The sequence below is a fragment of the Roseococcus pinisoli genome (assembly GCF_018413645.1).
Lineage (GTDB): Bacteria > Pseudomonadota > Alphaproteobacteria > Acetobacterales > Acetobacteraceae > Roseococcus > Roseococcus pinisoli.
The window spans coordinates 30,133-43,427 of record NZ_JAHCDA010000001.1; the positions used below are offsets into that span (position 1 = coordinate 30,133).

Sequence of the window (13,295 nt, forward strand, 5' to 3'; positions counted from 1 at the left end):
CCCGCGCCTTCGAAAACAAGGAGCCCGCCGTCAGACCCGCATCGGCATCAGGACGTAGAGTGCGCCCGGATCCTTGGAATCGGCGACGACCGTGGGGGCGCTGCCGTCCGAGAACCGGAACTCCAGCTCCTCGCCGACCTGATCCGTGATGTCGTTCAGGTAGCGCGCCTGGAAGCCGATCTCGATGGGCGAGGAGGCATAGGTCACCGACCCCTCGTCCAGCTCTTCCTGGGCCTGGCCCTGCTCGGCGCTGGAGGCGGTCAGCAGCAGGTGGTTGCGGTCGATCGACAGCTTCACCGGGCGCGAGCGCTCGCTGGAGATGGCGGCCACGCGGCCCACCGCCTCGGCGAATTCCTTCTTCGAGACCGTCAGCACCTTGTCGTTGCCGCGCGGGATCACCCGCTCGTAGTCGGGGAAGGTGCCGTCGATGAGCTTGCTGGTCAGCGTCACCGTGCCGATGCTGAAGCTGATCTTCGTTTCGGAGAGGCGGAACTCGATCTCGTCGCGCGTCTCCTCGGCGAGCTTGTTCACCTCGTTCACCGTCTTGCGCGGGATGATCACGCCCGGCATGCCGCCGGCGCCCTCGGGCAGGTCCTCTTCCACGCGCGCCAGGCGGTGGCCGTCCGTCGCGGCGGCGCGCAGCACCTTGCGGCCATCGACCTCGGCCGTGTGGAGGTAGATGCCGTTGAGGTAGTAGCGCGTCTCCTCCGTGCTGATGGCGAAGCGCGTGCGCGAGATCATGCCGCGCAGCTTGGGCGCTTCCAGCTTGAACTGGTGCGGCATGGAGCCCTCGGTCATCGAGGGGAAATCCTCGACCGGCAAAACGGGCAGGCTGGTGCTGAAGCGGCCGGCGCGGAGCGCCAGCGGGGCGTCGCCGCCCTTGTGGTCGAGCTCGACCATCGCGCCTTCCGGCAGCTTGCGCACGATCTCGTAGAGCGTGTTGGCCGGCGCCGTGGTGCGGCCCGGCCGCGCCACCTGGACGCCCGGGACCTCCTCGACGATGGCGATCTCCATGTCGGTCGCGGTCAGGCGCAGCACGCCGTCCTTCGCGTCCAGCAGGATATTCGCGAGAATGGGGATGGTGTTCCGGCGCTCGACCACGGACTGCGTGTGCCCGAGAGCCTTGAGCAGAATGGCGCGCTCGACGCTGAACTTCATCTCCCGGTCCCTTGCTATCCGAAGGCGCTGCCACGATTCGCCGCGCAATACCGCCGAAGCTCTAGCATCCCGCCCGGCCCCGGCAAAGGACAGGCGGAACTTGGCGCCCATCGCGACGCCCTGTGGGGTTCCGGCCGCGCTCCCGGCGCCGGAGAGAGGGAGGGAGGCCCGCCGGCGGGCCTCCCCTCGCCTCACATCTCCAGCATCTTCCGGAGCAGCGTCACGTCCTCGGCGAAGGCGGGATCCTCGCCCATCAGCTCGGTGATCTTGTTCACCGCGTGCAGGACCGTGGTGTGGTCGCGGTTGCCGAAGCGGCGGCCGATCTCGGGCAGCGAGCGCGAGGTGAGCTGCTTGGCCAGGTACATCGCCACCTGCCGCGGCCGCGCCACCGCGCGCGAGCGCCGGGCCGAGGCCATCTCCGTCAGGCGGATGTTGTAGTGCTCAGCCACCTTGCGCTGGATGTCGTCGATCGAGAGGCGCTTGTCGTGCGCGCGCAGGATGTCGGAGAGGACCTCCGGCACCGTGTCCAGCGTGATGGGCCGGCCGAAGAGCTTGGCATGGGCCACCAGCCGGTTCAGCGCGCCCTCGAGATCGCGCACGTTCGACGCGATCTTACGGGCCAGCAGCTCCTGTACGCGGGACGGCACGTCCACACCCGCCGAATTGGCCTTGGCCTGAAGGATCGAGAGGCGCAGCTCGTAGGTCGTGGCATGCAGGTCGGCCACGATGCCCGCCGAAAGGCGCGTCCGCAGCCGGTCCTCGATGCCCGAGAGATCGGTCGGCGCCTTGTCGGCCGAGAGGATGATCTGCTTCCCCGCGTCGATCAGGGCATTGAAGGTATGGAAGAATTCTTCCTGCGTGTTGTCCTTGCCGATCAGGAACTGCAGGTCATCGACCATCAGCACCTGGACGGAGCGGAGCTGCGTCTTGAATTCCATCGTGTTGTGCGAGCGCAGCGCCGCGATGAAGCGGTACATGAACTTCTCGGCCGACATATAGGCGACGGAGAAATCCGGGGAGCGCTCGCGCAGGGCCCAGGCGATGGAATGCATCAGATGCGTCTTGCCCAGCCCGACCCCGCCATAGAGGAAGAGCGGGTTGAAGCCGGCCTGCGCGGGGCTTTCGGCCACACGGCGGGCGCAGGCATGGGCGAATTCGTTCGGCTTGCCCACCACGAAGGTGTCGAAGGTGAAGCGCTGATCGAGCGGCACGAGCCAGTCGTTGCGCAGCAGGCCTTCCTGGGCGGGCGTGACCGGCACGGCCGTGCCAGTGACCGCCACCTGCGGCGCCACGGTCACGCTCTCGGCCAGGGCCGGCGGCTCCTCGACCTCATCCTCGACCGCCGCCTTGGCGGCCGCGGCCTGCACACGCAGCGTCACCTGGCGCATGCCCGGCATCTCGGCCTGGCAGGCCACCCGCAGGCGGTCGCCGTAATGGTCACGCACCCAGTCGCGGAGGAAGCGGGTCGGCAGATTGACGAGAACCGTCTCGCCCTCGACGCCGGCCAGACTCATCTGGCGCAACCAGTTCCGGTACTCCACGTCGCCAACCTCCTGGCGGAGGCGGGCGCGCGCACGAGCCCAGCTGGCGGCGGTTTTTCCGGCATTTGGCGGAAGAGTTTCGCCGGAATCCTGATCCATCCCTGTCCTCAGTCTCTCAACGCCTTCGACACGAAGACGCCCTGGTGTGCCACTTGGGAGGGCAGAGGCGCCCCAACTCTATGTCTTTGAGAGAAATCAGCAGCTTGTCGGTTCGAAAACCCGGTATGGGCCGGCCGTCAGGCGAGTGTAGCGGGAGCAACACTCTGAAATAAAGCGGCCTGATGCCCCAATCCGAAAACTCCGACTCCATGTGACCGACAAGCCGCGATCAGCACCCACAAATATAAAACGCGCGGCGACGGCGAGAGTACATGAGTACTCCCGGCCGGGCCGCGCGCCATTTTACCGGTAGGTGTTTTTTACTTAGGCGCTCAGCGCCTTGATGCGCGCGGAGAGGCGCGACAGCTTGCGAGCCACCGTGTTGCGGTGGAGCACGCCCTTGGTGACGGCGCGCTGCATCTCGGGCTGCGCGCCCTTGAAGGCCTCGGCGGCCTGGCTCTTGTCGCCACCCGCGATGGCCAGTTCGACCTTGCGGAGGAAGGTGCGCACGCGCGAACGCCGCATGCGGTTCCGCTCGGTGCGCTTCTCGGTCTGACGGATGCGCTTACGCGCCGACGCGTTGTTGGCCATGGCTTCTTGTATGCGATCTCTATAGGAACGGGCGGATGGCCCGCCACAGGAGGCAAGGGTCTAGGCCGCACACCCCATCATCGTCAAGTCGGCAGATGGGGAATGCGAGTCATTCGGCCGGTTAGCGGTTGGTGAAGGCCGGCTTCCGCTTCTCGGCGAAGGCCGACATCCCCTCCTTCTGGTCCTCCGTCGCGAAGAGCGAATAGAAGACCCGCCGCTCGAAACGTACGCCTTCCGTCAGCGTCGTCTCGAAGGCGACATTCACCGCCTCCTTGGCGATGGCGACCGAGGGCGCCGAAAGGCTGCCGATCTTCTCCACGACCTTCAGGGCCTCCGCCAGCAGCTGGTCCGGCGCCACCACGCGCGCGACAAGGCCGCTGCGCTCGGCCTCGGCCGCATCCATGAAGCGCGCGGTCAGGATGAGGTCCATCGCCTTGGCCTTGCCGATCGCCCGCGTCAGGCGCTGCGTGCCGCCGGCGCCCGGGATGATGCCGAGGTTGATCTCCGGCTGGCCGAACTTCGCGTTCTCGGCCGCGATGATCATGTCGCACATCATCGCGAGCTCGCAGCCGCCGCCCAGCGCGAAGCCCGCGACCGCGGCGATGACCGGCTTGCGGATGCGCGTGACGGATTCCCAGTTCGCGATGAAGTCCTCGAAATAGACGCCAGGGTAGGAGCGCGCCTGCATCTGCTTGATGTCGGCGCCGGCCGCGAAGGCCTTCTCGCTGCCGGTGATGATGATGCCGGCGATGGCCGGGTCGGCGTCGAAGCCGGTCAGCGCCTGGTGCAGCTCGGCCATCAGCTCGTCGCAGAGGGCGTTGAGCGCCTGCGGCCGGTTGAGCCGGATGATGGCGGCCCGGCCCTGCGTCTCGGTGAGGATCATCTCGTAGGACATGGCATTTTCCCGAAAATCTGGCGCGGCGGCGGATCGGACGCCGCTACCGCTGCGTTCTCGGGCAATAGAAGGTGGATCGGCCCGACTGCACAAGACGCAGGATCCCGGGGCAGCCCTTCGGGCCCGAGCAGGCCCGGCAGCGCTCGCCCTCGCGGTCGTAGACGTCGAAGCGGTCCTGGAAGCCGCCGATCTCGCCATCGGCGCGGACATAGTCGCGCAGGCTCGACCCGCCGGCCTCGATCGCCTCCGAGAGCACGGTCTTGATGGCCGGCACCAGCCGCGCGGCCCGCGCGCCCGGCAGCGTCCCGGCCAGCCGCAGGGGCGAGATGCCGGCGCGGAACAGCACCTCGCAGACATAGATATTGCCGAGCCCCGCCACGACCTTCTGGTCCAGCAGCGCCGCCTTGATCGGCATGCGGCGCCCCACCAGCGCGCGTTCCAGCACCGCGACGGAGAACCCTTCCTCCAGCGGCTCGGGCCCAAGACCCGCGAGAAGCCGGTGCGAATCCTCGGCGTCGCGCGCCACCAGGTCGACCGCGCCGAAGCGCCGGGGATCGACGAAGCCCACGCGCCAGCCGCCCTCGGTCTCCATCACCAGATGCTCGTGCAGCTCGGGCGGCTGGTTGTGGCCGCGCGCATCGCTGGCAGCGCCCTGGGGGCCGAGACGCGGGACGAAGGGCGCATCGCGGTGCCGCGCCACCATCCGGCCGGACATACCCAGGTGGAGGAGCACGCTCGGCCGGTCGGCCAGCCGCATGAGCATGTACTTGCCGCGGCGGCGGAACCCGTCCACCCGCGTGCCGGTCAGCGCGCGCACCAGCCCGGCCGGGAAGGGCCAGCGCAGCCCCTCGCGCCGGATCTCGGCATGGCGGATCACCTCGCCGTCCAGCACCTTGGCCAGGCCGCGCATGACCGTCTCGACTTCCGGAAGCTCGGGGATGGCGCGCTCCTTCCTCGCTGAATTCCTTCGCCCGCCCGCATGGCAGATTCCCGGGCGCCGGGCTATAGTTCGGCGGATGAAGGAAAGCGCCGACCGTACCGCCGATTTCGGCTTCCGAACCGTGGCCGCCGAGCAGAAGGCGAGCATGGTCCGCGAAGTCTTCGACAGCGTGGCGCCCCGTTACGACCTGATGAACGACCTGATGTCGCTCGGCCTGCACCGGGTCTGGAAGCGCATCTTCCTCAACGTCATCTCGCCCCGGCCTTCCGACACGCTGCTCGACCTCGCCGGCGGCACCGGCGACATCTCGTTCCTGGCCCTGGAGCGCGGCGCCGGCCGTGTCATCTGCTCGGACATCAATGCCGAGATGCTGCATGTGGGCCAGTCCCGCGCCCTGGATCGCGGGCTGGCGCGCGGCCTGTCCTTCCTCTGCACCGACGCCGAGCACATCCCCCTGCCCGATGCCTCGGTCGAAAAGGTGAGCATGGCCTTCGGCCTGCGCAACTGCACCGACAAGGACGCCGTGCTGCGCGAGGTGCGGCGCGTGCTGAAGCCGGGCGGGCGCTTCCACTGCCTCGAATTCTCCCGTCTCGAGATCGCGGCGCTGGCGCCGCTCTACGAGGCCTGGTCCTTCAAGGCGCTGCCGGCCATCGGCGGCCGCGTCGCGCAGGACGCCGAGAGCTACCGCTACCTCGCCGAGAGCATCCGCATGTTCCCCGACCAGGCGACGCTGGCCGGCATGATGCGCGCCGCCGGCATGGAGCGCGTGTCGCACCGCAACCTCTCAGGCGGCATCGTCGCCATCCATACCGGCTGGAGATTCTGAGATGGCGTCCCCCGGGCTGCAGCAGCGGATCGAGGCGAGCTTCGCCCTCCAGGGCCTCATGCGCGTCATCGAGGCGCGGATCACCGAGGTCGAGCCGGGCCGCTGCGTCATCGAGGCGCCCTTCCGCAAGACGCTCACGCAGCAGCACGGCTACCTGCATGCCGGCGTGCTGACCACGCTGGCCGACAATGCCTGCGGCTATGCCGCGCTCAGCCTGCTGCCGCCCGGGCAGGAAGTCCTGACCGCCGAGCTCAAGGTGAATTTCCTCCGCCCCGCGCGCGGCGTCCTCGCCATCGCGCGGGCCGAGGTGCTGAAGCCCGGCCGCACGCTGACCGTGGCGCGCGCCGAGGTCTGGATGCGCATGGAGGACGGCGCCGAGACGCTCTGCGCCGCCATGCAGGCCACCCTGGTCCCCTCGCTGACGCAATGACGCTCTCCGGCAAGGCCATGCTCGCGGGCGTGACCGGCTGGCCCGTCAGCCATTCCCGCTCGCCGCTCCTGCACGGCACCTGGATCGCACGGCACGGGCTGGACGCGGCCTATGTGCCGCTGCCCATCCATCCCGACGATTTCCCGGCCGCCATCCGCGGCCTGGCGAAAAGCGGCTTCCGCGGCGTCAACGTCACCATCCCGCACAAGGAGGCGGCCTTCGGCGTCTGCGACGAGGTCTCGCCCCGCGCGCTGCGGGCCGGCGCGGTGAACACGCTGATTTTCCGGGACGGCCGCATCGAGGGCGACTGCACGGACGGCTTCGGCTTCCTGGCCTCGCTGGGCGGCTACGATCCCGCTTCCGGCCCCGCCGTGGTGCTGGGCGCGGGCGGCGCCGCGCGCGCCATCGTGGCGGCGCTGCTGGATGCCGGCTGCCCGCGCCTCATCCTGGTCAACCGCACGCCCGAGCGGGCCGAGGCGTTGGCCAGGGCGCTCGGCGGCCCCATCGAGGTGCGGGACACCGCGCCGCTGGAGGGCGCGGCCCTGCTCGTGAACACCACCAGCCTCGGCATGGCGGGCCAGCCGCCGCTGCAGATCGACCTCGCGCCGCTGCCGGCCCATGCCGTGGTGGCGGATGCCGTCTACGTGCCGCTGGAGACGCGGCTGCTCGCCGCCGCCCGTGCGCGCGGCCTGCGCGGCTCGGATGGTCTCGGCATGCTGCTGCACCAGGCGCGCCCGGGCTTCGAGGCCTGGTTCGGCGTGATGCCGGAGGTCGACGAGGCCCTGCGGCGGATCGTGGCGGCCGATATTCCACCCGGATGAAGATCTGGGGCCTCACCGGCAGCATCGGCATGGGCAAGTCCACCGCCGCGGGCGCCTTCCGGCGCCTCGGCGTGCCGATCTTCGACGCGGATGCGGCGGTGCATGCCCTGCAGTCCCGCGGCGGCCGCGCCGTTCGTCCCATCGAGCGCGCCTTCCCCGGCACCACGGGCGAAGGCATCGTGATCCGCGAGAGGCTGCGCCAGGCGGTGCTGGGCGACCCGGCCGCGCTGAAGCGCCTCGAGGCCATCATGCATCCCCTGGTGCGCGACGAGCAGAAGCGCTTCCTGGGGCGCGAGCGCGGCCGCGGCACGCGGCTGGTCGTGCTCGACATCCCCCTGCTCTTCGAGACGCGGCGGGACCTCTCGGAGTTCGACCTGATCGTCGTCGTCTCCGCGCCCGCTGCCGTGCAGCGCAAGCGCGTGCTGGCCCGCCGGGGCATGACCGCGGAGCGCCTCACCGCCATCCTCGCCCGGCAGATGCCGGATGCCGAGAAGCGGCGCCGGGCGGACGTGATCATTCGCACCGGCCTCTCCCGCCGTTATGCCGAGGCCGCCGTGCGCCGGCTCGTCCGGAGGCTGCGCGATGCGTGAGATCGTCCTCGATACCGAGACCACGGGCTTCGAGCCGAGCGAGGGCCATCGCGTCCTGGAAGTCGCGGCGATCGAGATCGTGAACCTCATGCCCACGGGCAAGGTCTTCCACACGCTCATCGATCCCGAGCGCGACGTGCCGCCCGAGGCCGCGCGCGTGCACGGCTTCACCCGCGCGGACCTGGAGGGCAAGCCGCTCTTCGCCGCCATCGCGCCGGGGCTGCTGGAGTTCCTGGGCGACTCTCCCATCGTCGCGCACAACGCGCCCTTCGACTTCAAGCAGCTCGACGCGGAGTTCTTGCGCTGCGGCCATCCGAAGCTCGACATCAAGCGGATGGTGGACACGCTGGCGCTGGCGCGGACGGCCTATCCCGGCGCGCAGAACAGCCTCGACGCCCTGTGCCGCCGCTTCGGCGTCGACCTCTCCCAGCGGACGACGCACAACGCGCTGCTCGACGTGAAGCTGCTGGCCGAGGTCTATCTGGAGCTGCGCGGCGGGCGGCAGCCGGGGCTGGTGCTGGGCTCGGCGCCCGTGGTGCAGGCCATCCTGCGCGAGGAGAGCGCGCCGCGCACGCCGCGCCCCATGCGCGTGACGGACGAGCAGCTTGCGCGCTTCGACGCCTTCCTGGCGAAGGTCAAGGATCCGCTCTGGAAGAAGCTGGAGCCGTAGACGGCGTCGCGCTCCCGGTGTGATGATCCCGACGAAGAACAGGGAGAACGAGCCATGAGCGCCACCGAATATCCGCCCGCCCCCGGGCTGATGAAGAGCCCGTCCTACTCGCATGCCGCCGTCGCCTCGGGCACGCGGACGATCTACACGGCCGGCCAGGTCGCCATCGACGAGAACGGCGCGCTGGTCGGCGGCAACGACCTCGCGGCCCAGACGACGCGGGTGATGGAAAACCTCGGCAAGGCGCTGGCCGCCGGTGGTGCGAGCTTCGCCGATGTCGTGAAGATCACCACCTATGTCGTGGACTACAAGCCGGAGCACCGGGTCGTCATCGGACAGGCGCGGGCGAAGTTCTTCGCCGGCCGGACGCCGCCGGCCAGCACGCTGGTCGGCGTCTCGGCGCTGGCCATGCCGGAATGGCTGGTGGAGATCGAGGCCATCGCCGTCGTCGATTAGAGGTTTTGCGCGAGCCTCCTCGCTCTAACCGCCATCGTCGAAGCGGGCCATGGTGGCGTGGCCCGGCATGCTCGCCCCCCTGCCCCTCAGCAGCAGGCGCGCGCAGCGCAGGAGGATGCGGAGGTCGCCGGCCAGGGTGATGCGCTCCACATAGCGCGCATCCCATTCCAGCCGTTCCCCCCACGGCACGAGGTTGCGCCCCCTGGACTGCGCCAGCCCGCAAAGTCCCGGCCGGACCGCGAGCCGGCGCGCTTGGCGCGGCGTGTAATGCGCCGCGTATTCCGGCAGCAGCGGGCGGGGGCCGACGAGGCTCATCTCGCCCCGCAGCACGTTCCAGAGCTGCGGCAGCTCGTCCAGCGCCGTCGCCCGCAGACGTCGGCCGAGAGGCGTGAGGCGCTCCGCATCCTCGCCAGGGCCCGCGCGCATCGTTCGGAACTTGTGGATCAGGAAGACCTCGCCCTCCCTTCCGGCGCGGGCCTGCCGGAACAGCACCGGCGGGCCCAGCCGCACGCGCACCAGCAGCGCGACCAGCACCAAGGCCGGTGACGCCAGCATCAGCAGCCCGACTGCACCGGCCACGTCGAAGCACCGCTTGCCCCAGCGCCTATACACGCCGCGCCTCCACCCCCAGCGAGAGCCCGAGGCCGAGCGCGAACCACACCATGCGGTTGCCCAGATCCGTCGAGACCATGGCCGTCAGCGCCATCGGCAGCGTCAGCGCCAGGATGACCGCCGCACGCTCGGGACCCACCCGCGGCAGCCGTGCCAGCATGAGGAGCGCCGCGCCGCCGAAGGCCGCCAGCCAGAGCACCAGCCCCACCGCGCCACCCTCGACCAGGGCCTCGATCGCATGGTTGTGCGGATGCAGGCCCCGGACCTGCCCGACACCCGCCGCCACCGGAAAGCCGCCCGGCCCGAGGCCCGCGAGGCCACTCCAGCGCCAGGCCTCGGACCAGAGGATTTCCCGCGCGGAATCCAGCCCGCCGGCATCGCCCATCAGGCGCTCCAGCGTCGCCAGGGCGCCCGCGCGCTCCGGATCGAGCAGCAGCAGGCCGAGCCCGGCCGCGGCGCAAAGCGGCACGGCCAGCATCCAGGCCAGCCCCGCCCCAGCGCGTCCCTGCAGGAACCAGCGCACGGCCGGCGCCACGGCGACCGTCAGGCCCAGCGCCAGGAAGGCGGCGCGACCGCCCGGCAGCAGTACCGCCACCGACAGCGAGGCGAGCGCGCCGGCCCAGGCGAGGCGCCGCCATCCCGCCCCCGCCGTCGCCCGCAGCGCCGCGATGCCTGCCGCGCAGGCGATCGCGAGGCCGGCGACCTGGTACTGCACCCGCACCCGCGTCGAGTCCGCGCCGACGCGGCCGCCCAGCACCACCGCATCGGTCGCAAGACCCCAGGCCACCGAGCCGGCGACGAAGATTCCCAGCCAAAGGACGGCCGTCGGAAGGACGCGTCGCGCGGCCGGGTCGGCGCCGATGACCAGACCCGCCGCCAGCATCAGCGGCCCGGCGAGCACGATTTCCGGCAGGCGATCCGCCACGCCCAGGCTCCAGGGGCTCCCCAGCGCCGCCAATGCCCACCAGCTCCAGACCAGCCCGCAGGCTGCCAGCGGCAGGCCCAGCCCGGGCGCCAGCCACCAATCCCGGCCGACGAGCAGAACGGGCAGCGGCGCGAAGACGCCGAGGGCAGCGAGCAGCGTCACGTCGAAGGGCAGCGCGGCCAGTATCGGCGTGGATTTCAGCGCGCCGGCGAAGTGCATCGCCATGGCCGAGATGCCGGCCAGCGCACCCAAGGCGGCCGGTGGCGCCCTCAGCATGCGCCCTCGTCGCGCGGCGGCGCCGCGGCGAGCAGCAGCCGGCAGGCGGCCAGAAGCACCACGGCCGCAGGGATGGCGCAGGCCAGCAGGATCAGCAGCAGCGGCCGGTTCGGCACGGAGGGGCGCAGTTCCACCACGGGAACGGAGACGAGCCGCGCCGCCGCCGCCTCGTCCGCCGCGACGACGAGCGCCGCGCGCTGCTGCTGCGCCAGCAGCTCGTAGAGGGTGTTGCGCAGGAAGACGTCGGGCTCGGCACGCAGCCGCGCCTCCAGCGCCAGGATGCGCCGCTCGGCGAGCTCGGCCAGCGTCTGCCGCACGCGGCTTTCGGCAAGGGCGTGCAGGCGCTCCAGGACCTCCAGCGCCGTGGCGCGGTCGCGATGGACCAGCGCCAGCGTCCAGGTGACCGAGCTCAGCGAGGGCGTGGCGGCGAAGTTCCGCTCCAGAAAAGCCAGCACGTCGTCGGCATCGGCCGCCATGCGCAGGCCGAAGAGGCGGCGTAAGGGGCCGAGCGGGGCCGCAGCGCGGCGGGCCTCGAGCTCGGCAGCAAGGCGCGTCTCCCGCACCAGCGCGGCCGCCGCCTCGGGGGCACGGAGCGCGGCGAGATAGACGGCGAAATTCCCGCCCGGCCGCTGGTCGAGCAGCGAGGGCTGCAGGAAGGGCGCCGGGGTGAGCAGCGCCGAGGTCGCGATCCCCGTGGTCTCGGCGGGTGCCACGATGGCCGAGGCGACGTAGCTGCGCGGCCAGTTCCAGACCAAGGCCGCCGCGACGGCATAGAGCAGCAGGATCGCGAGGCCGAGACGGCCGGCCTGTCGCCGGAGGCCCCGGAGAAGCTCCCCGAGGCTCATCGCAGATCCAGCCGCGTGACGAGGCGGCGGGCCTCCGCGCCGACCGCGACCTCAAGCACGGGCAGAGGGCTCGCCTGGCCATAGGCGAGGCTTTCCATCCCTTCGACGAGGTTGAGGCGGAAGGGAGCGTCGGCCTCGACCGCGAGGCGCATCCGCCCCTCCACGCCTTCGGCCTTCAGCCGCCAGGCGCCGGGTGCGAGGCGCCAGCGCAGCACGGCCTCGGAAAAGGGGCCAGCGATGCGGTCCTCGACGCGGAAGCCCCTCGGTGTGGCCTGCAATTCGCGCGCATGGAAGCGGCCGCGCCGGTCCCGGACCCAGCCGCCGTTGGGCAGGACACCGGTCTCCGGCCAATGCGCGAACAGGAAGGGGCCCAGGCGCGGCATCTGGTCCTCGCCGTCGAAGCCGATGGTGTTGTGCGCCTTTGCGCCCTGAAAATAGAGGAGCCAGGCTGGGTCGGCGGGGTTGTAGGCGCCGGTGCCGCCGTCGCGCAGCAGGTTCTCCGGACCGTCCCAGAGGTCGAGATGGAGCAGGTCGGCATGGGCGGGCCGGAAGCGCAGCGGCCCCGTGCGGAGAATGGCGCGGGCCCGGCCATAACGGCGGCCGAGGAAGCCGAGGCTGGTCCAGTCCCCGGCTTCCACCAGAAGTTCAACCGGCCCCCCAAGACCCATCGCCGCGCAGCCGGGATCGGCAGGCCAGCCGGCCGAAGCCCCGCAAAAGAGCCGCGCCGCCCTTTCCAGGCTGGCGCGGGCGTCGTCGGGCCCGGCGCCCGAGAGGTCGGCGAAGCACGAGCCGTCCTGATGGCCGAGGCGCGGCAAGGCGCCGGTCTCGGCGCAGGCCAGGCGATGCAGCCAGCGCGTCGCCGCCGCCATCAGTGCCAAGGTAAGCGGCGCGGCAGAGGGGCCGGACCAGCGCCGGCGCAGCCATTCGGCGGTGGCGACGACGTCCAGCAACAGGCGGTGATAGGCGGGACTCGGCTGGGCGAAGCTGCCGTCGGGCGCCACGAGCCGGGCGATCGCCGTGTCCAGCCGCCGCGCGCCCCGCCGCGTCATTCGCGTCTCACCCAGCGCCAGGCCGCAGACCAGCAGTCCCGCGGCCTCGGAGACGGGATGGTTGTTGTCCTGCGCCAGCGCATAGGCGGGGTTGGCCGCGATGCGCCGGGCCAGCAGCCGCATGACCGCCACGTCCGGCCTGCCGCCGCCCAAGGCCGCGGCCAAGGCGAGGTGCAGCGCGCGCAACGCCGCCTCCTGGCCGCAGGCCCAGTTCGGGCCACGATAGGGCGGATTTGCCGCGAACCAGTCGGCGAGGAATTCCGGGAGGCGCGCGCCCTCCTCGGCCAAGGCGAGCCGCGGCAACTCTGCCCAGCGGTTGGCTTCCCAGACCGGGCGGATGTCGGGCCCGCCCATCGGCCGGAGGCGCGCCGCGGGCAGGTGAGGATCGAAGCCCTCGGCCGGCGGCGCCGCGATCCGCGGCACAGGAAGCGTCGGGGGGAGCGGCCGGTCCCGCAGCCGAAGGCCCGTCCGGAGGCGGGCCAAGGGTCCGCGCCCGATCAGCGATAGCACGACGGCCCTGGCCCCCAGCCGCCGCGCCACATCCAGCCAGGACTTCGCTTTGCACGAATGC

At 71.2% G+C, this 13,295-nt stretch carries 15 protein-coding genes; 6 read left to right on the forward strand and 9 right to left on the reverse strand.

What is annotated here, in order from left to right; all coding sequences use genetic code 11:
• Positions 1-30: 30 nt before the first annotated feature.
• The 5 genes from dnaN to mutM all read right to left on the reverse strand — a co-directional run bounded on the left by dnaN (position 31) and on the right by mutM (position 5,224).
• The gene (gene dnaN / locus KHU32_RS00135; RefSeq protein WP_213668036.1) at positions 31-1,158 is read right to left on the reverse strand and encodes a DNA polymerase III subunit beta; all 1,128 of its coding nucleotides are present in this window, start codon (positions 1,156-1,158) and stop codon (positions 31-33) included.
• 191 nt (positions 1,159-1,349) lie between these two features.
• Positions 1,350-2,798: a chromosomal replication initiator protein DnaA gene (gene dnaA, locus KHU32_RS00140; RefSeq protein ID WP_213668037.1), complete on the reverse strand. Its 1,449-nt coding sequence runs from the start codon at positions 2,796-2,798 to the stop codon at positions 1,350-1,352.
• Between the two features lie 324 nt (positions 2,799-3,122).
• Positions 3,123-3,389, reverse strand: coding sequence for a 30S ribosomal protein S20 (gene rpsT / locus KHU32_RS00145; RefSeq protein ID WP_213668038.1), 267 nt, complete (start codon positions 3,387-3,389; stop codon positions 3,123-3,125).
• Between the two features lie 121 nt (positions 3,390-3,510).
• The gene (locus KHU32_RS00150) at positions 3,511-4,284 is read right to left on the reverse strand and encodes an enoyl-CoA hydratase (RefSeq protein WP_213668039.1); all 774 of its coding nucleotides are present in this window, start codon (positions 4,282-4,284) and stop codon (positions 3,511-3,513) included.
• Positions 4,285-4,327: 43 nt separating this feature from the next.
• Positions 4,328-5,224 (reverse strand): bifunctional DNA-formamidopyrimidine glycosylase/DNA-(apurinic or apyrimidinic site) lyase, encoded by an 897-nt coding sequence (gene mutM / locus KHU32_RS00155; RefSeq protein ID WP_213669591.1) that lies wholly within the window; start codon positions 5,222-5,224, stop codon positions 4,328-4,330.
• A gap of 76 nt (positions 5,225-5,300) precedes the next feature.
• On the opposite strand from mutM, the gene KHU32_RS00160 reads away from it, so the two are divergent.
• From KHU32_RS00160 to KHU32_RS00185, 6 genes are read left to right on the forward strand one after another with little or no spacing between them, the layout of a single operon-like run.
• Positions 5,301-6,050 carry a class I SAM-dependent methyltransferase gene (locus KHU32_RS00160; RefSeq protein ID WP_213668040.1) on the forward strand — a complete coding sequence of 250 codons (750 nt, stop codon included), beginning with the start codon at positions 5,301-5,303 and terminating at the stop codon, positions 6,048-6,050.
• 1 nt (position 6,051) lies between these two features.
• The gene (locus KHU32_RS00165) at positions 6,052-6,480 is read left to right on the forward strand and encodes a PaaI family thioesterase (protein ID WP_213668041.1); all 429 of its coding nucleotides are present in this window, start codon (positions 6,052-6,054) and stop codon (positions 6,478-6,480) included.
• Positions 6,477-7,301 carry a shikimate dehydrogenase gene (locus KHU32_RS00170; protein WP_213668042.1) on the forward strand — a complete coding sequence of 275 codons (825 nt, stop codon included), beginning with the start codon at positions 6,477-6,479 and terminating at the stop codon, positions 7,299-7,301. Before KHU32_RS00165 ends, KHU32_RS00170 begins: the two co-directional genes overlap by 4 nt.
• Complete coding sequence (gene coaE, locus KHU32_RS00175; protein ID WP_213668043.1) at positions 7,298-7,891, forward strand: dephospho-CoA kinase; 594 nt, start codon at positions 7,298-7,300, stop codon at positions 7,889-7,891. The genes KHU32_RS00170 and coaE overlap by 4 nt, the downstream gene beginning before the upstream one ends.
• Positions 7,884-8,561, forward strand: a complete 678-nt coding sequence (gene dnaQ / locus KHU32_RS00180) for a DNA polymerase III subunit epsilon (protein WP_213668044.1) — start codon at positions 7,884-7,886, stop codon at positions 8,559-8,561. Before coaE ends, dnaQ begins: the two co-directional genes overlap by 8 nt.
• 54 nt (positions 8,562-8,615) lie before the next feature.
• Positions 8,616-9,017 (forward strand): RidA family protein, encoded by a 402-nt coding sequence (locus KHU32_RS00185; protein ID WP_213668045.1) that lies wholly within the window; start codon positions 8,616-8,618, stop codon positions 9,015-9,017.
• A 24-nt stretch (positions 9,018-9,041) separates the two neighbouring features.
• Here KHU32_RS00185 and KHU32_RS00190 read toward each other — a convergent pair whose 3' ends face one another.
• The 4 genes from KHU32_RS00190 to KHU32_RS00205 are packed head-to-tail and all read right to left on the reverse strand — an operon-like array spanning position 9,042 to position 13,207.
• Positions 9,042-9,629, reverse strand: a complete 588-nt coding sequence (locus KHU32_RS00190) for a sugar transferase (RefSeq protein WP_213668046.1) — start codon at positions 9,627-9,629, stop codon at positions 9,042-9,044.
• Positions 9,622-10,830, reverse strand: a complete 1,209-nt coding sequence (locus KHU32_RS00195; protein ID WP_213668047.1) for an O-antigen ligase family protein — start codon at positions 10,828-10,830, stop codon at positions 9,622-9,624. Before KHU32_RS00195 ends, KHU32_RS00190 begins: the two co-directional genes overlap by 8 nt.
• The gene (locus KHU32_RS00200) at positions 10,824-11,675 is read right to left on the reverse strand and encodes a hypothetical protein (protein WP_213668048.1); all 852 of its coding nucleotides are present in this window, start codon (positions 11,673-11,675) and stop codon (positions 10,824-10,826) included. The genes KHU32_RS00195 and KHU32_RS00200 overlap by 7 nt, the downstream gene beginning before the upstream one ends.
• Complete coding sequence (locus KHU32_RS00205; protein WP_249680441.1) at positions 11,672-13,207, reverse strand: heparinase II/III domain-containing protein; 1,536 nt, start codon at positions 13,205-13,207, stop codon at positions 11,672-11,674. The genes KHU32_RS00200 and KHU32_RS00205 overlap by 4 nt, the downstream gene beginning before the upstream one ends.
• Positions 13,208-13,295 lie beyond the last annotated feature (88 nt).

Coding starts and splice junctions, on each gene's coding strand:
- dnaN (WP_213668036.1), bottom strand. CDS start 1,158: ATGAAGTTCAGCGTCGAGCGCGCCATTCTGCTCAAGGCTCTCGGGCAC.
- dnaA (WP_213668037.1), bottom strand. CDS start 2,798: ATGGATCAGGATTCCGGCGAAACTCTTCCGCCAAATGCCGGAAAAACC.
- rpsT (WP_213668038.1), bottom strand. CDS start 3,389: ATGGCCAACAACGCGTCGGCGCGTAAGCGCATCCGTCAGACCGAGAAG.
- KHU32_RS00150 (WP_213668039.1), bottom strand. CDS start 4,284: ATGTCCTACGAGATGATCCTCACCGAGACGCAGGGCCGGGCCGCCATC.
- KHU32_RS00160 (WP_213668040.1), top strand. CDS start 5,301: ATGAAGGAAAGCGCCGACCGTACCGCCGATTTCGGCTTCCGAACCGTG.
- KHU32_RS00165 (WP_213668041.1), top strand. CDS start 6,052: ATGGCGTCCCCCGGGCTGCAGCAGCGGATCGAGGCGAGCTTCGCCCTC.
- KHU32_RS00170 (WP_213668042.1), top strand. CDS start 6,477: ATGACGCTCTCCGGCAAGGCCATGCTCGCGGGCGTGACCGGCTGGCCC.
- coaE (WP_213668043.1), top strand. CDS start 7,298: ATGAAGATCTGGGGCCTCACCGGCAGCATCGGCATGGGCAAGTCCACC.
- dnaQ (WP_213668044.1), top strand. CDS start 7,884: ATGCGTGAGATCGTCCTCGATACCGAGACCACGGGCTTCGAGCCGAGC.
- KHU32_RS00185 (WP_213668045.1), top strand. CDS start 8,616: ATGAGCGCCACCGAATATCCGCCCGCCCCCGGGCTGATGAAGAGCCCG.
- KHU32_RS00195 (WP_213668047.1), bottom strand. CDS start 10,830: ATGCTGAGGGCGCCACCGGCCGCCTTGGGTGCGCTGGCCGGCATCTCG.
- KHU32_RS00200 (WP_213668048.1), bottom strand. CDS start 11,675: ATGAGCCTCGGGGAGCTTCTCCGGGGCCTCCGGCGACAGGCCGGCCGT.